The organism is Sphingobium xenophagum, from assembly GCF_002288285.1.
In the GTDB taxonomy this organism is placed as follows: Bacteria; Pseudomonadota; Alphaproteobacteria; order Sphingomonadales; family Sphingomonadaceae; genus Sphingobium; species Sphingobium xenophagum.
The window spans coordinates 76,927-95,109 of record NZ_CP022747.1; the positions used below are offsets into that span (position 1 = coordinate 76,927).

Genomic DNA, 18,183 nt, shown 5'->3' on the forward strand with positions numbered 1-18,183 from the left:
GCGCGGATGGCACCGAAGGCACCGGCAGGATCGACATCTTTTAGCGCACTCGTAGCGGCGCGCGCTGAACGCGCACAGGACGATTCTGCCGACGATCAGGCGTGGCTCGAAGCGACCTCACAGAAGCTGCGTTCCGCGCTGATGGGGTATAATCTTCAGGCCAAGGTTCTAGGGACGCGCCTGACGCCCAATGCCGCTCTCATCCGGTTCATGGGCAGTGATCGACTTCGGGTTGAGGACATCGAGGCGAAGCAATCGGCACTGCTTACCACGCACGGACTGCGTCTCATCTCGGTTTCGCCTCATCCCGGAGAGATTGTCGTCGGCGTGGCACGACCACAGCGGCAGATCGTGTCTCTATGGGATGTCTGGGGACGCCGGGAACTGAACCGCAACGCGGCGGGCGTGAATGCGTCGTTCGTGCTGGGCCTGAAGGAAATGGACGGTGAAATACTTTATCTCAACCTGGGAGGACCCTTTGCCGGCGGGCAACAGCATGAGCCGCACACGCTCGTTGCCGGCGCGACCGGTTCGGGGAAGTCAGTCCTGATCCAGGCCCTGCTCCTTGATATCGCGGCGACCAATCCGAGTAGCTTGGCGCACATCCATCTCATCGATCCGAAAATGGGGGTAGACTACGCGGCGATTGAGCGACTGCCGCATCTGCAAGGCGGCGTGATCGTTGATCAGACGCGCGCGATCAAGGTGATGGAATCCCTCGTCGCCGAGATGGAGCGCCGCTACGAACAATTTCGTGTCGCCGGCGCGCGCGATATCCGGGCCTATAATACCAAGGTCGGTCCGGCGGAGCGTTTGCCTTACGTGTTTCTTGTCCATGACGAATTTGCTGAATGGATGCTCACCGACGACTATAAGACGGCCGTCACCTCGAATGTGTCGCGCCTGGGCGTGAAGGCGCGCGCGGCGGGCATGCATCTTATCTTTGCAGCGCAGCGTCCGGACGCGAACGTCATGCCGATGCAGCTGCGCGATAATCTCGGCAATAGGCTCATTCTGAAAGTTGCAAGCGTTGGAACTTCCGAGATCGCCTTGGGGGTCAAAGGGGCGGAGCAACTGCTCGGTCTGGGGCATCTTGCAGCGCGGCTGAGCGGCGAGCCCGCGATCATCTATGCGCAGGCCCCTTTCCTTTCGGACGAAGATATAGATGCCGCGGTGGATGCCATTATCCGCAGCGAGAACCAGACCGCATAGGGATCGCACAAAGCTCGACGCGCTTGGAGACTATACAAGCGCGTCGGCTGCTTTCCCTGTTTCTCGCGGCAACGGCCATTGTGCGTTTAGACGCTCGGTTCACTTATGGCAGATCACACAACTGCTCGAGCCCTCATCGACACCATAAATATCATCCAAAGTGGGAGCAGGTTTGGCGGATAGAGGATTGACCCGGCGGTTGCGCAACAGGCGCTCACGCCGCTTTTGATAGTCGTCCTTGATCTGATCGACGCGTTTCGGTTCGATCAGTTCGGTCAAACTCTCCCCCTGCGTCCAGGTAAAGGGAGACCCGTCCCTCAGCGCAGTTTTTTCATAGTCGACCGCTTCCTGGAACCGGGCGGGATGCTCCTCGAAAAGGCGAACCCATTCGATCTTTTGCTGGAAGAAGCAAAAGGTACAGCCGGATCGCGAACGCCACTGATAATATTCGGGTTCGCCCACGTCTGAGTGCTGAAGTATTTCAAGCACGCCAGCGCGATCTATACCAGCGTTCCGCAGCGGCAGGTGGACCCGCATATTGGGATGGGTAGCTTGATAACCTTCCCGGCTCGGCTCATCCGCGCGAATAGCTACATAGGAATGGACGATCGTGCCCGCATCAAGATCTTGACGGAGCCAATGCTCAAGCGGGCGAAGCTTGAGCTGGCGCGTACACCAGCGCGTGCGGGGCGACGGTAGGAAATTGCCATATTCCTTGAGCCAGAAGTCGAAGTCGCGATCGGGATTGAGCCGCGCGATCGAACGCCCGAGAAAACCCTCAAGCTTGTCGAGGAACTTGTAGACTTCGGGAAGTTCCTTGCCAGTATCGGTGAAGAAATATTCAAGTGGCAGATCGGAATGATGCTGGCGCATATAGACGGCAAGGGCCGCGCTATCGCGGCCGCCGGAGAGGCCGAGGATGTGTCGTTCCTTGGTCATGCCGCTTCCACTTCGTCATCGGCTTCGGCAGCAAGCATTGCCACCGCGCGCGCGAGCGCTGCGAGCCTCAGGCGGCCCGATTTGTCATCGGATCGCAGTTCGGCAACAACGCGATCCGCAAGGGTCGCAGCGGCTTTCTTTTCCTTCTCGCTCAACACAAAACTGCGCATCAGGGGCGGAGTCTTGGGGTCAAGCCCGACCACAAGCGCGAGCGCCTCAGTGTGGGATTGCCGGTCGCGCACCACGGCAAGAGCCTCGAGCTCGCGGAAGCGGCGGCCAAAGCGAGCGATCCCGGTCAGTGCCTCTTCCCGGTCGCGGTCCGACCAGTTGCGTGCGGGCTTGTGGAGCAGGACGCTGACGAGGCTCTCAAGATCGCCGGTTCCTTGCTCGATCGCTCCGGCACGATCAGCGAAGGCATCGAAGGCATAATCGTTGGTGAGACCCTTGATCGTGGCGGCGCGCTCCGAAATGCCGCCAAAGCTTTCGATATCAATGCCAAGGGCACGGGCAAGCGCTTGGCGCAATTCCGTCAGCAGCTCAGGGTAGCTGGCCTCGCATCCAAGGAGCCCTTGATAAACGAGTTCAGGGGAAAGCCGTTGGCCGAAAGCCTCTGGCAAGGCATCGAATAGCAGCGCTTCGGGATCTTCCGCCTTCGTCACGACGGCACGGACTTTGCGTGCATCGTCTGCCAATCGCTGGGTGCGTAAGGCATAGTCCGGCAACGCCTCGAAGCGCTGGAACAGCGCAGCCGCAACGGGAAGGGAACCTTCGCTTGACGCCGTGCCGAGGAGTTCTCCCAGACCGCTGAGGAATGCAGTCTCCCGCACCGAACGATCAATTCGCCGCAGACGGAAGTCGGCGGGCCGCTGTAGCAGCTTGTCGACAACCACGTCGTTGATGGCGGTCTGGTAGACGCCGTCGATGTAGATGGCGACGCTGTCCCGACGGGCGAGCATATAGGCAAGCGCCAGGACGGGCATGACGCCCGCCTTAAGGCCGTAAGGAGCTCGTGCCCACTGGCTGAATACTGTGTCGAGTCCCTCTGAGCCAGCGGCGTCGATCAGGTCCCAGGCAGGCTGGAGCGAGCGGCCTTCCGGACTGTCATCGGGATCGTAAAAAGCATAGTTGCCCGCAGGCGTTTGCCGATGGAGTCCGAACGGCTTGAGGACCGTCAGATATAGCCCGAGCTCTGCCGGGTAGCCCGTGATACCCAAATCGGCTTCCGCGGAGCGGCTGACCATTGCGTGTGCAAGGTCGCGCGATGCGGCCATGGCGTTTGATGAGGGCTTGTCGCGCTGCAGCAGCTCGCTCTTGAGGATCGGTGCTGAGGGATACCCTGCGTCGGCCAGCGCGCTTGCAACGACGGCGAGTGGCTCGCGCAGCCCCTTTGCTGGCGCGGGCGCGAGGAACCAGCGCGCGGTCTCGAGAGCGGCTTCGAGACTGCGATGGAGTTCATCAACGCACAGGGACTGGCGCGCTGCGATCTCGCGCCGCGCGATCCTGTCGCCCTCAAGTTGTGGGTGGTCGCGAATGACTCTCTCGACCGCGAGCAGTTCCGAGGCGGACGATCGGAGGGCGAAACTGTCCGCGGCAGCTCCGACCGCGATTACTCGACCTTTGCGTTTCAGGAGCTTTGCGGTCGCTTTTGCCAAAGCATCAAGCTCGGCAGGCTGCACTGAACCATCGCCAAGGACCAAGACCAAAAGGCCACTACCTCGTTCGCTGCGGGCAAGAAGCGCGGTGGAGAGAGACTGTGCGCTCTCCTCGGCTCCAACGATATGGAGAGCGATCTCGAACGTACGTAGAGCGCCGGTGAGGAAATAATGCCGCTTCGCGGTCGCAAATCCAAACCCTGCGCGTTGGGGGATGGGATCGAGCTGCCGGTTGTCGATCGGCATGATCGCGCGGCTGACGGCATCTTCCAGATCGAAATCGCTGCCAGCAAACAGGGCGTAACCGCCGAGGCGGGGTTGGCGGATGAGAACGGCCCAGTCGAGGAGATCCTTGATGGCAGCTTCCCGCTCGGCCTCTGCTGCCATGGGATGGGCCGCGGTCAGAAAATCGTCGGCGAGGGCAACGCCTGAGCCATTGCGGAAGAATTCGATGACGGCGGCGGACTTTGTCAATGCTACGTGCAGCGGCCCACCCTTGGCGCTGGCGCGTTCGATGGCCTCAAAGGCAAGGCTAAAGCGACTACCATCGGGGCCGCTGGCAAGCGCCATGCCGAAGTTGGCAGAAAGATAGTCCCAAAGCATCGAGGGATCATACGTCCCTGCTCCAACCTTGGTGGCTGTGAGGAATTGCTGAAAACCGGCAGGTTCGGCCGAACTCAGAAAGCCGAACACGCTGCGCTCGTTCTGCGCGAAGCGCGCGCGAGAAACGGGTCCGAGAAGCAGGGCGGTCACAGGATTGAGGGGCCATGTGTCCGCCAGGGCCTGCGCGAGACTGGCGATTTCGGTAGGCCGGCGCTGGGCGACGGCCGTCGCGACGTGACCGGCATTCTCGAGGGCTTCGGCCGGCGGCGTGCTCGCGATCGCGCGGCCAAGCAGGGCAACGGTCTCGTCCGCACCACTGAGAAACGCGATGTCCTGATAACGACCCTGGACCTTTGCCCATTCCTGGCGGGCATCGCGTGCAGCGCGCGCGGCATATTGTTCAAAAGACTGGTGAAGAATGCCGATGACGACCAAACGGCCGTCGCTACGTGACGCGCGCTCGGCGAGATCCTGCAGGAGATGGACATCGCCGCCCTCGAGCGCCTCATGCTCAAGCATCTTGCCAAGCTCGTCGAGGATCAGGAGCGTCCCGCTGCTGCGCGGCGCTGGGCCAGACAGGAGCGCTTCAATCAGGCGGTCATCGCTGGAGCCATGACGGTTTCGGGCTTGCTCGTCCCAGCCAAAGCTGCTTGCGGCTGCTTCGGCGATTGCCTCTCGCAAGCGTACCCGCCCACCTGTAACCGCGACGACTTTCCAGTCACCACCACGCTTGGGAAAAGCTTTGGCATAAAGCTCGCTCAGCGCCTCGCCCGCGATCTCCCGCGCGATCTTACGGTTCGCTTTGGGCCCCGCGACGAGGTTGGCGAGGAGAAGCGCCGCACTTGACTTGCCGCCGCCGTAAGGGCCGGTCCAGGTGAATGCACCCTGTTGGCTCTCGATCTGGCTCTCAGCAAGTTGCGTCAGCGCCTTGCGGACCGTCGCCTGGAGCACGTAGCCCACAAGTGGCGGAGTACCGTTGAGGTCAGCATCCAGGCGCGCGGAACGCGCGAAGCGGCGATCGATAGCGACATGCGCTGCGAGCGACTTCATGCCGCGACCTTCCAGCCCGGAGCAGCGCTATACGCCGCGGGGACCAGTCGCCTAGCGTCGATTTCCTCAATTTTCTGCACCTGTCGCAAACCTGCGGTATCGACCCACTGCCAGGCGCCTTCAGTCACGTCGTCAATGCGCATCAGGCGCGTGATGACGCTGTCCTCATCAAGTTTGAACACGCGCCCAGGCGAGCCTGGCGCGTAGCAGATCTGCTCGGCCGTGAGCGTGGTCGCGCCGCCGGACCGGTCCCAGAATGTTCCCAGGGCATAGGCGAAGATTGCATCATGCAGGGTGGGCTTGGGGCCGCGAACAAATTCATACCAGCCACCAAGACGGGCTTCGCGGATGAGAGCGAGCTCGGCGAGGAGCGGCTCGGCCGCGTCTTCGCTGAATGTCTCCCCCTTGCGCACGTAGCTGCGCAGAAAAACTTCGATGTCGCGCTTCAATGTGCCGCGGGTTGCGCGCCAGCCTTGCGCTGCAACTAGCGCGCTGAGTTCCTCCAGGAGATTGGTCGGATCGAACTCGATCGCGTTGAGCACGTTGAACGCGTAAAAGGCTGTGGTCGCCTTGGTCTGGACACTCGCGATATGCCAGTGCACGAGCCAGATCGTTGCCGCCTGCTCGAGGAAGGGATCGAGCCCGTCATCAGCAAGAATGGCATGGCCCAGCGTGGTGGGGCGGATGATCCGATCCGCCTCGTCGAAAAGTCCCGAGGCATTCGCCCAGTAGCGCATCGAATTCGCCATGTTGCGCCCGACGCCGAAGCGGGCAATGGCTTCCTGTTCCTGGAATGTTCCTATAGGGGCTTCCACGCCGACTGCGTCGTACGCCTTCTTCAACCACAGCAGTCGGAGCGGGAACGTCTCGTGTCCCGTGAACTGCACCTTCGAATCAATTTTCAAACCATCCCTAGCCATGCGAAAACGCTACTGGCGAACTTCTCCAGTAGCAAGGGCGCATCGTGAGGCAGCAGCGACAATATGATCCGTCGCCGAAAGAATTTCCCCTTCGGTATTGTAGCGATTGCAGAAAACGCGGATCACAGATCGTGCCTCCTGCTCGGAAAGTCCAATGGCTTCAAGAACATGGGATATTCTGATCTGGCCGGACGTGCAAGCTGAGCCTGTCGAAATCGCTACTTGCGAGCCAAGCAGCGCGCTCAGGGTGTCGCCGTCCATCCCGGCGATCGCAATCGCGGCGCCGCCCGGGACCCTGTCGGCGTCGCCGCTCACGAGTGTAACGCGTAGCTGACGTTCGCGCAGACTATCGAGAAGGCGTGAAAGCAGGCGTTCGCCATGCAAGGGATCCGTACCGAGCGCCGAATGCGCGAGCCGCGCGGCTTCTGCGAACCCGGCAATGAGAGCAACAGGCTCAGTACCTGATCGCAGGCCATTTTGCTGGTTGCCGCCGACCAACAGCGCATCGGGCTTTATGGCGCCGGCGGAGACGTACAGCGCGCCGATCCCCATAGGGCCGTAGCATTTATGCGCAGAAAGGCTGAGATAGTCGACGTCGAGATCGAACACGTCGACCGGGATCTTTCCGAGAGCTTGCGCGGCGTCACAATGAATAGATCCGCCCGCCTCATGAATGATCGCTGCCGCTTCACCGACAGGTTGGATCGTGCCGAGCTCGTTGTTCACGAGCATGAACGAGGCGAGCAATATATCGCTGCCGGCAAGCGCGCGAAGAGCTTCGAGATCAATCGTGCCGGTGGGGGTTACAGGCACGATGGTAACGCTGCAGCCTTCAGCTTCTAGACTACGGACGGGTTCGATCACCGCCTTGTGCTCGATTGCCGACATCAGGATGCGACGCCGTCCTGGATGGATACGGGCGAGCGCGCGCGCTGCGCCGACGACCGCGAGATTGTTCGCCTCGGTCGCACCTGAAGTGAATATGATCTCGTCAGGCGCGGCGCCGATCAGGGCGGCGATCGCCGCTCTGCCATCCGCAATGATCCGGGCGGCCCGCTCTCCCGCAGCATTAGGCGAACCCGCATTACCTGGCCTCGACCACGCGTCGAGGATCGCCGCCTGTGCCTCGGGCGCAAGGGGAAGCGTGGCAAAGCCATCAAGATAGATAGGATCGTTCATTCAGGCCGGTCTTAGTCCATTTTGGCGTTGGCGACGCATGAAAGTCTCGAAAGCGACAGTATCGGAACGAATAGAGAACATCAACAGGCCGGCAATTTTCTCCCCGCAATTTATGATGGATGACGCAGATGAAGCGCTTGGCTACTGGGTAGATTTCGCCGCAGCGGGATAATGGGGAAGGGGAACCCGGATTTGCCGATGAATATCTCGCAAATTTTCAGCGCCGAATCCGAGAGCGTTCATGATTTTCTGACACGGGAGGGGCAGGGTTGCTTCATTCCTGCCTACCAGCGTGGCTATGCGTGGGACAGTGGTCATGTCGGACGCTTGCTCGAGGATGCGACGCTCGGACTCGAACGGCTGATCAGCGATAGCTCTTCAGTGCGATTTCTGGGCTCTATCATCACGGTGCGCGGCAATGCCTTGGTGGCGGCGGCACCGCCATTCGACCGAGAACTTCCCCGCCACGTGATGACGATCATCGACGGCCAGCAGCGGCTCTGTACGATCGTCATCCTCAACATCATTTTCCACGAGCTTTTGCGCCGTCTTGTCCGATCGATGGAGGATGCCGACGAAGCAGGCGTCATAGCACTGAGGGACGATGCCGCCGATTTCCTCGATGACCTCGCCAAGACGATCCGCTTCGAACGGTCGCGATTACCGGATCTCCATCGCTTCTACCCGCGCATTGTGCGCGCGATAGACGACAGTTGGTCACGAAACGCAGTGACCGCCCGCTACGAGTCCCCCATTGCCCGCGCAATCTGGAGCTATGTCGAACATATCCAGGACGATGAAGCCGGAGAATTTGAATATACCGGAACTGACGCGGATGGTGACATCCTCGAAGGTCATGAGGCGCTCGTCGACGCGATGGCAAACCTCGCCGAACAGGTCGACCAGCTTGCCGCGGACCAGCATGCGATCCTGTCTCTGCCGCCAGTCGATGCCTTGATCGCGGGGGCTTCGCATGTGCTTGCGGAATTGTGGCCGCACGTCTTGTCGGCACCGGCACGTGCCTTCCTGTTGGGAGATGACGACGAACCGTTTTTTGTCGAGGCGACCCAGACGATGCGCCTCTTGGCGCTGGCACGCTACGTGAACCTCAGGATGGCCGCGACGGTGATCGATGCGAGCAACGAAGATTATGCCTTCGATATGTTCGAATCGCTAAACACCACGGGGCAGCCGCTTACTGCGTTCGAAACGTTCAAACCCAAGGTTGTCGAATCCGAGACGCCGGCCGCTTACCCGGCATCCCCATCCAAGGTTTCGATCGACAAGGTTCAGCAGTTCCTGGATCGGTTCAAGAATGCGGAGCAGCGGCTCGGAGCGACCGCGTCCCTTCTCATTCCGTTTGCCCTCGCCGAGAACGGTCAACGCCTGGAAAAACATCTCAGTCACCAGAGACGTTATCTTCGAGACCAATACGCGGCGGCAAACACGCGAAATGCCAAGCGGAACTTCGTGAAGCATCTTGCCACTACTTCGGATTTCGTAAGTTCGGCGTGGCGCCCCCACGGCCGGCGCGCCCCGCAACTCCTTCCTGACCCAGCGCGTTCGGATGACGTAGCTGAATTCTGTTTCGAGGTCTTGCGGGCGATCCGGCACGAAATTGTTTTGGCGCCGTTATCGCGCTTCTACGCCGCCTTTTGTGACGCCGCCCCTGCCGGCCGCGACCGGGCGGCGGAAGAGTTCTTTGGGGCGATCAAGGCCGTAACGGCCTTTTCGATGCTGTGGCGAGCTGCGAAGGGCGGCACAGCCAACATCGACAGCGTCTATAGGGAACTGATGGCGCGAGGCATCGGTGGGGGCGCAGCCTTGGGGCGGCAGAATGGCGGGGCAGTCTCGCTGGCTAATCTGCGCGCGGCGCTCCTGGCGAAGCTCGATGCAGAGCACCTCGATCGCGCGACATGGGTTGCCGACACGAGTGTATCCGCGATCTACAAGACGGGCCAATCGATCACGCGGTTTCTGCTACTGACGGCTTCGCACAATGCCGTACCGGACGATGATGTGCCGGGGATGATTGTGCGAGGGCGTCGGGGTTCAAATCCACTTTTAAGTCGCTCCCAGTGGCTGGATGACGAAATGCTCACGGTCGAGCACGTCGCACCGGACGCCGCCCACAGTCCGGGTTGGCCGAGGGATGTTTATGCCGAGCGCCGGACGGTGCAACGCCTTGGCAATTTCGTCCTCATTCCCGAGGTCGAGAATAACCTCCTCGCAAACAGGCCATGGGTCCAGAAGCGCATTCTTTATCGGGTGTTCGGGGCCGACACTGCGGCGAAGGCGAGGAGGGCGATTGCCGCAGGCCGGGAGTTCGGCTTCAATCCTGGCCGACGAGCGGAAGACCTCGTCGAGGAGTCGTCGGTTTTGCCGATGTGCCAGGCCATCAGCGCGTTCGAAGGTCCGTGGGACGAAGCGTTTATCGCGGCGCGCTCGGTCCGTCTGGCAGAATTGGCCTGGGACACAGTCCATCCTTGGTTGCAACCACCCCCGCCAAGACGTCGCGTTCGCCGCTGATGGGGCGAAGCGTCAGTCAGGACACGGACCGGGCCATGCGCACGGCCCATCTCCAGCGATCTGCGATGGCGACAAATCCCAATCTGGCTTCCACGCCCGGGAATCAACGGTCCGGGCGTGTCACGCCGAGATGCGCAAACAGCGCCTCCTGCCCGGCCTTCAGTTCGTCCAGGCGGGCCATGATCAGGTCATCGAGTTTTTCGTGGATGCGCATGATCTCGAGCTCCGCACGCAGATTGACCTCATAATCCAGGCTAGCTCCCAATCGGTCCTTTGCCGCCTGCCGGTTCTGGCTCATCATGATGATCGGCGCCTGCACGGCCGCCAGCATCGAGAGCATCAGGTTGAGGAAGATATAGGGATAGGGATCGAAGGCGAGATGGAAATGGCCGAGAATATCGGTGTTTAGGATCATCCATCCGAACAGGACGAGCGCGAAACCGATGATGAATCCCCATGACCCGCCGATGGCGGCGACCCGGTCCGCTAGCCGCTCTCCCACGGTCGCACGTTCATCGGCCGCATCCGCGACGTCCTGGCTGGTCGGCAGCTGGTCGCGAATGTCGATAAGGACATTGGCTTCTTCGGGCTCGAGCGCGTCGGCCGACTTGCCAAGGAGGGAATGAGCGAGCCGGTGGAGGTCCGTGTCGGTCATGCTGCGCCTCGTCTCTGCGGGTGAGTTTCTGTTCAGGAACGATAACAGCCAGCCGCCCGTGTGAGCAACGAACCTCGGGACGTCGGAATCGAACGGGAAACGATGGCCTTCGCAGTCTCATCCCGGTGCCGGGGCACTGCGCGCAGCCCGGCGCGCTTAGCTGTCGAGGGGCATGGCGGCGATAAGCGCCGCGCTTCTGGGATCAATATCCTCAAACCCGCCTTTGGCGAGCGCGGTGTCGATGGCATGCTGAAGCCTCGCGATCACCATATCGTCGTCGATCTCGTCGAGGAAAGTCAACGCCATGCGCATCAGGCCAACTGCCACCGCCGGGCCCCGTGTGTCACTCGCATTCATTGCCTGACCTTCCTGTCAAACTGTCGAAGCGAAAGCGTAAGGAGCGATCTCCCGAACTCCCGCGCACTGGACGCGGGAGCCGCCGGAGCTGCTAACATGCGAACACACATGCGCCGCCACCTTTAACCCTGAGGTCTGGACATGCGCAGCGGCACCCCGGGAACCGATGGTTCCGAGTTGCTCGCGTTCGCGGGATTAGCAGTCCCGGCGCCGCCCTTTTCGCAGCGCGTTGGCGGTCTACCAAAGCTGGCCGATAAGGCCAAGCCATGATGCCTGGCGGCGCCCTCATGAACGATATCGCTATGTCATCTTAGGGCGTCTGGCGAACAAACGCGTCTGGGCAGGAAGGGAGCCTCCAGGAATGCTCCGCCTTTAGCTCATTGGTAACGGTGGTCCTCTATGTATCGGGAAGACAGAGCGGGGGGCTCAAGCGGCTCGCGGCGCCGGCCAGCGCTGCGGGCCGCACTCACCGGCTCTCCTGTTCGTGTGATCCAGAAAGACCCTTCCGCGTCATTCGCCGTTCGCCGCGCCATTTTTGCCGATTTCCCGCTCAAGCCAGGCGACGAAGCGCCCATCCTCGAAATTCGCTGGCGTCAGGGCATACGCCCCGTCCTCGGCCATCGCAGCCCCCATCTCCCCATCCTCCGCGATCCCCGCGTCCCCTGGAAGCACGATCCGCAGCTGGCCGATTATCGTCTCCTCGCGCCGCAGGCCGACTTTCCATTGGCGGGCGAGGCCGTCCTCGCCAAGGTCCCGCATGATCATGCAGTCCACACCGTGACGGTCGAGTTTGTCGCGGAGCGCGATGAGCGCCTCGAGCGCGTCCCGCTCGAAGGCCGATCCCACCGGCATGAAGCAGCGCGCGCTCTTGATGGCTTGCGCATAACCGCGCCGCGCCACCGCCTTGCCTGTCGGATCGACCGTACAGACGAGCAGCACGAGATGAGGACCTGGGAGGTCCAAATCACCCTCGATGCCGAGTTCCACGACCAGCGGCGAGGCATGGCCGAAAAGGACGGCGCGCGGCGTGACCGCCTGGGCGAGTAGCAGAAGAAAGCCCTGCCGCGCCTGCTGCAGGATGAGCGTGCGGGCTAGCGCGCCGTTCCAGTAGGGGCCGCTGCGGGTCCAGAGGAGTTCGCTCAGGCGGTGGCCGCTGGTGAGAACCACCTGGCCGGCAGCCTCCACGAGCGCATCGAGCTCGTCCGTGAGGCCAAGTTCGCTTCTGTGGGCGGGCCCCGGCAACACGTTGCGGCCGGCGCGCGCCATCAGCGACCACAGGCCGCGCCCAAGATCCGAGGCGATCCGCTCAGGCTTCTCGCCGGGCAGCGGCGGAAGCGCGTTGTCCAGGGAGATGGAAAGAAATTCGGGCGCGGAGATCCGCGCAAAGCCGTCCTGCATGATCGTCGCCCCCTCCTGCAAGTCTGCCGTCTCTCTCCTCGTTCAGCAAGGCATGGTGACTACCGAGAGTCGAACCACGACGCTGTGACCACTCGACCGTCTAGCTGCGTGCGTGCGTCGTGCCCGCCGCCTGGGGCGCCGCGGGCCAGTCGCCATCGGCGAGCTCAGGCAGCGCCTCGAACCATGTCCTCTCATGATGCAGGGTGAAGCCCTTGCAGCCAAAGTCGAGATCGCTGCGAGCGACTGCGCGCAGGGTCTCGCCGATGCCGCCCACGCCGCCTGAGCGTATGACCACGTAGCTCACGGTGCCGTCCGCGCAGGTCACCAGGGCCTCGACCACGGTGCCGACCACCTCGCCATCCGATGCCGTGACGGGGAGGCCCGTGATCCCGGTGGCCGTAAAGAGCGTGGGCAGCGCCGAGCGTCGGCTCGCTTCGCTGGCGGACTGGCCGCCATCTTCATAGGCGCGTTGCCGGCCTAGCCAGCGCCAGATGCCAATCAGGTTGACCAGCGTCAGGAAGCCGTTGGTCGCCAGCAGATTTGTCTGCCCGGTCGAGAGCCCGACCACGGACCAACAGATCGAGCCTAGCGTAAAGACGACGAAGCCCCAGCCGGTGACGCGAGCACCGAGATTGGCGGCTGTCATCATGGCGGCGATCATCGTCGCGATCGGGGCGATCCATCCGGCGGCGTCTTCCAGCTTGCTCTCCTATCGCTTGGCCAGACGTCCGATCGGTCGTTTGGGAGGTCCGTGATCCTGGCATCGATCGGAACCCCCGCTCCGCGGTGACGTTCCCGAACGAAGGAGATCCGCAGCCATGACAGATTCTGAAACGCGCAGCCGAACCGCCGGACAGGATGACGCCCCCGTCACCGCGTCGAAAACCGCCGATCCCGATCGCAAGCTACTGGCCGAGGCGGTCACGATCAACCGACCGGCGCGCGAGCTCTATGATTTCTGGCGCGATCCCACGAACCTGGTTTCATTCATGGACAATATCGTCTCGATCGAGCCGATCGACCGCGATCGGTCGCGCTGGACCGTGAAGGCACCGGCGGGCCGCGAAGTGTCCTGGGAGTCGGTCATCACCAAGGACGTCCCGGGCGAGGAAATAACATGGCAGTCTGCCGAGGGCGCCGACGTCGCCAATAGCGGCCGGATCGAGTTTCGCGATGCTGGGCGGCGCGGCACCGTCGTGCGCGCCGTGATCGCCTATGATCCGCCCGGCGGCGTGATCGGCGAACTGGTCGCCAAGCTCTTCCAGCGCGAGCCAAGGATCCAGACGCGGCGCGACCTGCGCCGGTTCAAGCAGCTTATGGAAACCGGCGAAATCGCTACCAACGCGCGTAATCCGCGCATCCTCGCAGAAGAAGGAAAGTAAGCGCGATGAAGGCGATCACCTGGCACGGCAAGCACGACGTGCGCTGCGATACCGTCGACGATCCCGCGATCGTCAATCCGCGCGATGCGATCATCCGCGTGACCTCCACCGCGATCTGCGGGTCGGACTTGCATCTTTACGACGGCTATATCCCGACGATGCAGAAGGGCGACATTCTCGGCCACGAGTTCATGGGCGAAGTCGTCGAGGCCGGGCCCAAGAGCAGCCTTAAGGCCGGACAGCGCGTCGTCGTGCCGTTCACCATCTCGTGCGGCAGCTGCTACCACTGTTCGAAGACGCAATATTCGGCCTGCGAGAATGCGAACCCGGCCGACAACCAGGATATCGGGCGCGAGGGCTATGGCCATCCGATGCCCGGCCTGTTCGGCTACAGCCACATGACCGGAGGCTATGCCGGCGGGCAGGCCGAATATGTCCGCGTGCCCTTCTCTGATGTCGGCCCGCTCGTCATCCCCGACGAGAGCATCCCGGACGACAAGGTGCTGTTCCTCTCGGACATTCTCCCGACGGGCTGGATGGCAGCAGAGAATGCCGAGATCGAGCCGGGCGACACGGTCGCTGTCTGGGGCTGCGGTCCGGTCGGCCTGTTCGCAGTGCAGTCGGCCTTCCTGATGGGCGCCGAGCGGGTCATCGCGATCGATCATTTCCCCCGCCGCCTGGAACTTGCGCGCAAATTCGGTGCCGAGACCATCAATTTCGAGGAGAGCAAGGTCTACGAGGCGCTGATGGAGATGACGGGCGGGATCGGCCCCGACGCGGCGATCGATTGCGTGGGCCTTGAGGCGCACGGCGCCTTTGCCGACAATATCATTGACCAGATCAAGGCTTCCACCTTCCTGGGGACCGATCGCATCCACGCCATCCGGCAGGTGATCCTGGCGACCCGCAAGGGCGGGCGTGTCTCGATGCCCGCCGTCTATGGCGGCTTCGTCGACAAGTTCCCCTTGGGCGCGCTGATGGAGAAGGGCCTGACCCTCAAGACCGGCCAGACGCATGTGCAGCGCTATCTGCAGCCTCTCTATGCCGCGATCGCGGAGGACAAGATCGATTCAACCTTCCTTATCAGCCACCGCATGGCGCTCGAGGATGGGCCACTCGGCTATCAGAAATTCCACGACGAGCAGGACAGCTACACGAAGATCGTCCTGAAGCCAGGGCAGGCGGCGGGCGCGACGGCGGCCTGACGCCGCGCATGCGGCTTTCTCACACGCCCGCGAGCGCGTCGATCGAAGCTTGAACGTTTTCGTAAGTATAGGGCTTGGTCAGGGTCCGGGCGCCGGCATGGCGCTCGGACGGCGCCTGGAGGTTGCCACCCGTGGCAAGGACGAACGGGATGCCGCGATCCTGAAGCGCGTCGGCGACCGGCCAGGAGGTTTCCTTGCCCAGGTTGAGGTCGAGGATGGCGAGGTCAAAGCTCTGCGCTTCGATCTCGGCGAGCGCGTCGGCGACGCTTCCTACGGCCGCGCCGATCCGATGACCCATCATGTCGATGAAATCCTCGAGCATCATGGCGATGAGCGGTTCGTCCTCCACGACAAGAATGTTGCGTGTGTTTGTCATGGGGTCGGCAATATGCCTCCCTTGTAGGCGCGCCAAGCTTTATCCGGCCTGCCCCGCCTGCACGCCTCCGCAGCCGTCGTCACTCGCTGGATCGTCGTTGCGGCAATGCGGCTGCTCCGTTGGAACAGCCGCGATGCGCAACCGCCTAATTGCGCATGTCGTCGGGAACAATGCCGCCATTTTCGGCAAGCTTATCCATGACGGCGCGGTGAAGCGCGATATTCTGTTCGGCTGAACCGGGTTCGCCGGCATTCACCCCGAGTTCCTCGGCCAGCTCCTTTCGGGCGGTGAGACTGGAATCGAGATCGAGAAGCTTCAGGAGATCGACGATCGAGGTCTTGTAGTTGCCGCCATGATCGTCCTTCATAGCGGCCATAGCCTCCAGGACGGGCCCGACGTCGACCGATGTTTGCGCCGGTGCAGCGGCGGCGGGGGCCGGAGCAGGGGTCGTGGGGGCTGGGGCGGGACTTGGCGCGGCAGGCGCGGCGGAGGGCGCAGGACTCGCGGGCGCGGCCTTGGCCGCGTTCGGGTGGAAGATCTTGCTCAGAATGTTGCCGAAGATGCTCATCGTCTCGTCTCCTTGGGTCTCATGCCGCGCGGCAGGCGGGCAGGGGTGAAACGTCCCGCGTTCGAAAAGGTCCGATGCCGGAACGATGAAGCCTGGTCCGCGTTGAGCAGGCGTCCTGCTCGAATGGGGGAGTTATTCATGAAACCGCTTCTTTTGGTATCTCTTTCGGCCGCCGCGCTCTGCCTTTCCGCTTGCGGCAAGAAGGCCGAGCCTGTCGAGAATACGGCAGCGACCTCCGCGGCCGAACCTGCCGCGCCGGCACCTGCGGTCCTGAGCCCGGGACAGGCCTTTGCAAACACGGCGGCAGCAAGCGACGCTTTCGAGATCGAGACGTCAAAACTCGCGGCGAGCAAGGCGCAGTCCGCAAAGATCAAGTCCTTCGCCCAGCAGATGATCAAGGCCCACACGGACTCGACTGCCAAGCTCAAAACGGCGGCCGCGGCCGCGACGCCGGCGATCGCGCCTGATGCGGCGTTGACCCCGGCCCAGCAGCAGGAGCTCGCCGATCTGCAAACCAAGTCGGGCGCCGAGTTTGATCGCGCCTATGCGCGCCTTCAGGCCGATGGCCACCAGAAGACATTGGATGCGCTCAAGGCCTATGCGGCAAGCGGGGACGTTGCGCCCCTCAAGGCTTTCGCGTCCGAGCTCGTACCGATCGTCACTGCGCACCTCAATATGGCCAAGGGCCTCTAACGCCAGCCAGCTTCACGAACCGGGTGTCTGGTGGACGCCCTGACCTGCGCATCATGAGGCGCCAGCGCTCCGAACGGGCGCTGTGCGCTCGTCAGTAGCGTTTGAGCAGAGTTTCCACGGTGCGGGTGACGGTCCGATCCTTGTCGTCGTCTGCTTCATTGCGGATATCGTTTTCCAGGGCTTCCCGAATTTTGGCGATCTGGGCGTCGGTCAGATGCTCGATGCCCACGAACTCGACGCGCGCCTTGTCGAGCGCGCGGATGATTTCGTCGAGCTTGGCCTGCATCGCGGCGCCATCGCGGTTCTGGCTGTTCTGGATGAGGAAAACGGCGAGAAATGTCAGGACGGTCGTCGCGGTGTTCACGATGAGGTGCCAGGTGTCGGAGTAATTCAGGAATGGTCCGCTGACGGCCCAGAGGATGATGAACAGGGTCGAGAGAATGAAAGCCAGCGGCTGGCCCATGATCGTGGCGGAACGTGTGGCGATGGCGGTGAAGAAACGATCCATGGGAGATTTTCCAAATCTTTGCTGAGACGATGGCGGTGCTTTGACGACCAGGCGGTGTGTTGCTGTACGATTGCTGGGGCGCCAGACCAAGACCATCCTGATGTCGACCACAGGCCTCGGGAATCACTGGAAAAAGAAAGGGCGCGCACCTATTCTCAGGCTGTGCGCGAGCACGCGCACATAGTCACAACCTGGCATGGAGAAGACGATGTCCGACCATTATCTGAACCATCTGCGCGAGGAGCACGCCCGTCTGGAGGCACAGATCGAGCAGGAACTGCGGCGGCCTGTACCCGACCAGCTTCTGGTCGCCCGCCTCAAGAAGCTCAAGCTCGCCGCTAAGGATCGACTGACGGCCATGGATCGCGGTCGCGACCAGAGCTCGGCGGCCTGACGACAGGACGGCGGAGCCGAGAACGTCGGTTCCGCCTTTCCGCTGAAGCGGGCATGACAAGTACCTTGGGCTATTGCGGTGGGAATTGACTCGCGGGTGCTACAAATGTCCCGTCGATCGCGTTAGACGTGGACCATGTATGTGCGTTGTCTTCTGGGTCGGCATAAGCCGTCTTCCGCTTCCATAGCGCGCGACAAGCAGGGCCAGTACAAAGCGTTCTGCGAGCGATGCGATTTGCCGATCGAAATGGATCACAAAGGCGCCTGGCGCGTGCCGCCCCCCATTTACGACCGGCCCCAAGAGAAAGACAGCGTCGCAGCTGACGATTAGCTGCGGGCTGCGGGCTGCGGGCTGGATTACTGCGCAAGCAGCAGGTCCGCCTTGGCAGCGCTAAGCAGTACCCATCCTACTGAATCGGCAACGCCGAGCGCGAGGGCCGACCATTGCAGGGACAAGCAACGCGCCGCCTGCCGGGCCCCCGCGACGGATTTGAGGCTCATCATCCCGCCGAACTGGTGCGTCACTTGGGTCCCGCCCCGCGATCACGCCTGTTCCCCGGGTTG

At 62.3% G+C, this 18,183-nt stretch carries 16 protein-coding genes and 1 pseudogene; 6 read left to right on the forward strand and 11 right to left on the reverse strand.

The features are described from left to right. Positions 1-78 precede the first annotated feature (78 nt). Positions 79-1,212 (forward strand): annotated as a pseudogene (locus tag CJD35_RS23665) (FtsK/SpoIIIE domain-containing protein); the annotation flags it as partial. 99 nt (positions 1,213-1,311) lie between these two features. Here CJD35_RS23665 and CJD35_RS18410 read toward each other — a convergent pair. The 4 genes from CJD35_RS18410 to CJD35_RS18425 are packed head-to-tail and all read right to left on the reverse strand — an operon-like array spanning position 1,312 to position 7,555. Further along, complete coding sequence (locus CJD35_RS18410) at positions 1,312-2,151, reverse strand: phosphoadenosine phosphosulfate reductase family protein (protein ID WP_095687368.1); 840 nt, start codon at positions 2,149-2,151, stop codon at positions 1,312-1,314. Then, on the reverse strand, positions 2,148-5,456 hold the full coding sequence (locus tag CJD35_RS18415) for an ATP-binding protein (protein ID WP_095687369.1): 3,309 nt from the start codon (positions 5,454-5,456) through the stop codon (positions 2,148-2,150). Before CJD35_RS18415 ends, CJD35_RS18410 begins: the two co-directional genes overlap by 4 nt. After that, positions 5,453-6,376 (reverse strand): DUF4007 family protein, encoded by a 924-nt coding sequence (locus tag CJD35_RS18420; protein ID WP_244917341.1) that lies wholly within the window; start codon positions 6,374-6,376, stop codon positions 5,453-5,455. Before CJD35_RS18420 ends, CJD35_RS18415 begins: the two co-directional genes overlap by 4 nt. Positions 6,377-6,385: 9 nt before the next feature. Further along, on the reverse strand, positions 6,386-7,555 hold the full coding sequence (locus tag CJD35_RS18425; RefSeq protein ID WP_095687371.1) for a cysteine desulfurase family protein: 1,170 nt from the start codon (positions 7,553-7,555) through the stop codon (positions 6,386-6,388). A gap of 198 nt (positions 7,556-7,753) precedes the next feature. On the opposite strand from CJD35_RS18425, the gene CJD35_RS18430 reads away from it, so the two are divergent. Continuing rightward, positions 7,754-10,084 (forward strand): DUF262 domain-containing protein, encoded by a 2,331-nt coding sequence (locus CJD35_RS18430; protein WP_244917348.1) that lies wholly within the window; start codon positions 7,754-7,756, stop codon positions 10,082-10,084. Between the two features lie 103 nt (positions 10,085-10,187). On the opposite strand, the gene CJD35_RS18435 is transcribed toward CJD35_RS18430, so the two are convergent. The 4 genes from CJD35_RS18435 to CJD35_RS18450 form a co-directional block, all read right to left on the reverse strand. Further along, positions 10,188-10,739 carry a DUF1003 domain-containing protein gene (locus tag CJD35_RS18435; protein WP_095687373.1) on the reverse strand — a complete coding sequence of 184 codons (552 nt, stop codon included), beginning with the start codon at positions 10,737-10,739 and terminating at the stop codon, positions 10,188-10,190. Between the two features lie 156 nt (positions 10,740-10,895). After that, a complete protein-coding gene (locus tag CJD35_RS18440; protein ID WP_244917342.1) occupies positions 10,896-11,045 on the reverse strand; it encodes a hypothetical protein in 150 nt (49 codons plus the stop codon). 561 nt (positions 11,046-11,606) lie between these two features. Further along, positions 11,607-12,494 (reverse strand): hypothetical protein, encoded by an 888-nt coding sequence (locus tag CJD35_RS18445; RefSeq protein ID WP_095687488.1) that lies wholly within the window; start codon positions 12,492-12,494, stop codon positions 11,607-11,609. A gap of 100 nt (positions 12,495-12,594) precedes the next feature. Further along, positions 12,595-13,155: a PRC-barrel domain containing protein gene (locus tag CJD35_RS18450; RefSeq protein WP_095687374.1), complete on the reverse strand. Its 561-nt coding sequence runs from the start codon at positions 13,153-13,155 to the stop codon at positions 12,595-12,597. A 157-nt stretch (positions 13,156-13,312) separates the two neighbouring features. Between CJD35_RS18450 and CJD35_RS18455 the strand changes: the two genes are divergently transcribed. Both CJD35_RS18455 and CJD35_RS18460 read left to right on the forward strand, forming a co-directional pair. Next, positions 13,313-13,876 (forward strand): SRPBCC family protein, encoded by a 564-nt coding sequence (locus tag CJD35_RS18455; protein ID WP_008832003.1) that lies wholly within the window; start codon positions 13,313-13,315, stop codon positions 13,874-13,876. A gap of 5 nt (positions 13,877-13,881) precedes the next feature. Continuing rightward, positions 13,882-15,081 (forward strand): zinc-dependent alcohol dehydrogenase, encoded by a 1,200-nt coding sequence (locus CJD35_RS18460; protein ID WP_095687375.1) that lies wholly within the window; start codon positions 13,882-13,884, stop codon positions 15,079-15,081. Positions 15,082-15,100: 19 nt separating this feature from the next. Here the strand turns inward: CJD35_RS18460 and CJD35_RS18465 are convergent, their stop codons facing one another. Both CJD35_RS18465 and CJD35_RS18470 read right to left on the reverse strand, forming a co-directional pair. Further along, complete coding sequence (locus CJD35_RS18465) at positions 15,101-15,457, reverse strand: response regulator (RefSeq protein ID WP_008832005.1); 357 nt, start codon at positions 15,455-15,457, stop codon at positions 15,101-15,103. Between the two features lie 145 nt (positions 15,458-15,602). Further along, positions 15,603-16,025 (reverse strand): DUF3597 domain-containing protein, encoded by a 423-nt coding sequence (locus tag CJD35_RS18470; RefSeq protein ID WP_095687376.1) that lies wholly within the window; start codon positions 16,023-16,025, stop codon positions 15,603-15,605. Between the two features lie 138 nt (positions 16,026-16,163). Between CJD35_RS18470 and CJD35_RS18475 the strand changes: the two genes are divergently transcribed. Then, positions 16,164-16,718 carry a DUF4142 domain-containing protein gene (locus tag CJD35_RS18475; RefSeq protein ID WP_095687377.1) on the forward strand — a complete coding sequence of 185 codons (555 nt, stop codon included), beginning with the start codon at positions 16,164-16,166 and terminating at the stop codon, positions 16,716-16,718. A 91-nt stretch (positions 16,719-16,809) separates the two neighbouring features. Here the strand turns inward: CJD35_RS18475 and CJD35_RS18480 are convergent, their stop codons facing one another. Next, positions 16,810-17,226 (reverse strand): low affinity iron permease family protein, encoded by a 417-nt coding sequence (locus tag CJD35_RS18480; RefSeq protein ID WP_095687378.1) that lies wholly within the window; start codon positions 17,224-17,226, stop codon positions 16,810-16,812. A 208-nt stretch (positions 17,227-17,434) separates the two neighbouring features. On the opposite strand from CJD35_RS18480, the gene CJD35_RS18485 reads away from it, so the two are divergent. Continuing rightward, positions 17,435-17,620, forward strand: coding sequence for a YdcH family protein (locus CJD35_RS18485; RefSeq protein WP_095687489.1), 186 nt, complete (start codon positions 17,435-17,437; stop codon positions 17,618-17,620). Positions 17,621-18,183 lie beyond the last annotated feature (563 nt).

What these genes read in the sequence shown, in the direction of transcription:
- CJD35_RS18410 (WP_095687368.1), bottom strand. Translation starts at nt 2,151, where the DNA reads ATGACCAAGGAACGACACATCCTCGGCCTCTCCGGCGGCCGCGATAGC.
- CJD35_RS18415 (WP_095687369.1), bottom strand. Translation starts at nt 5,456, where the DNA reads ATGAAGTCGCTCGCAGCGCATGTCGCTATCGATCGCCGCTTCGCGCGT.
- CJD35_RS18420 (WP_244917341.1), bottom strand. Translation starts at nt 6,376, where the DNA reads ATGGCTAGGGATGGTTTGAAAATTGATTCGAAGGTGCAGTTCACGGGA.
- CJD35_RS18425 (WP_095687371.1), bottom strand. Translation starts at nt 7,555, where the DNA reads ATGAACGATCCTATCTATCTTGATGGCTTTGCCACGCTTCCCCTTGCG.
- CJD35_RS18430 (WP_244917348.1), top strand. Translation starts at nt 7,754, where the DNA reads ATGAATATCTCGCAAATTTTCAGCGCCGAATCCGAGAGCGTTCATGAT.
- CJD35_RS18435 (WP_095687373.1), bottom strand. Translation starts at nt 10,739, where the DNA reads ATGACCGACACGGACCTCCACCGGCTCGCTCATTCCCTCCTTGGCAAG.
- CJD35_RS18440 (WP_244917342.1), bottom strand. Translation starts at nt 11,045, where the DNA reads ATGGCGTTGACTTTCCTCGACGAGATCGACGACGATATGGTGATCGCG.
- CJD35_RS18445 (WP_095687488.1), bottom strand. Translation starts at nt 12,494, where the DNA reads ATGCAGGACGGCTTTGCGCGGATCTCCGCGCCCGAATTTCTTTCCATC.
- CJD35_RS18450 (WP_095687374.1), bottom strand. Translation starts at nt 13,155, where the DNA reads ATGATCGCCGCCATGATGACAGCCGCCAATCTCGGTGCTCGCGTCACC.
- CJD35_RS18455 (WP_008832003.1), top strand. Translation starts at nt 13,313, where the DNA reads ATGACAGATTCTGAAACGCGCAGCCGAACCGCCGGACAGGATGACGCC.
- CJD35_RS18460 (WP_095687375.1), top strand. Translation starts at nt 13,882, where the DNA reads ATGAAGGCGATCACCTGGCACGGCAAGCACGACGTGCGCTGCGATACC.
- CJD35_RS18465 (WP_008832005.1), bottom strand. Translation starts at nt 15,457, where the DNA reads ATGACAAACACACGCAACATTCTTGTCGTGGAGGACGAACCGCTCATC.
- CJD35_RS18470 (WP_095687376.1), bottom strand. Translation starts at nt 16,025, where the DNA reads ATGAGCATCTTCGGCAACATTCTGAGCAAGATCTTCCACCCGAACGCG.
- CJD35_RS18475 (WP_095687377.1), top strand. Translation starts at nt 16,164, where the DNA reads ATGAAACCGCTTCTTTTGGTATCTCTTTCGGCCGCCGCGCTCTGCCTT.
- CJD35_RS18480 (WP_095687378.1), bottom strand. Translation starts at nt 17,226, where the DNA reads ATGGATCGTTTCTTCACCGCCATCGCCACACGTTCCGCCACGATCATG.
- CJD35_RS18485 (WP_095687489.1), top strand. Translation starts at nt 17,435, where the DNA reads ATGTCCGACCATTATCTGAACCATCTGCGCGAGGAGCACGCCCGTCTG.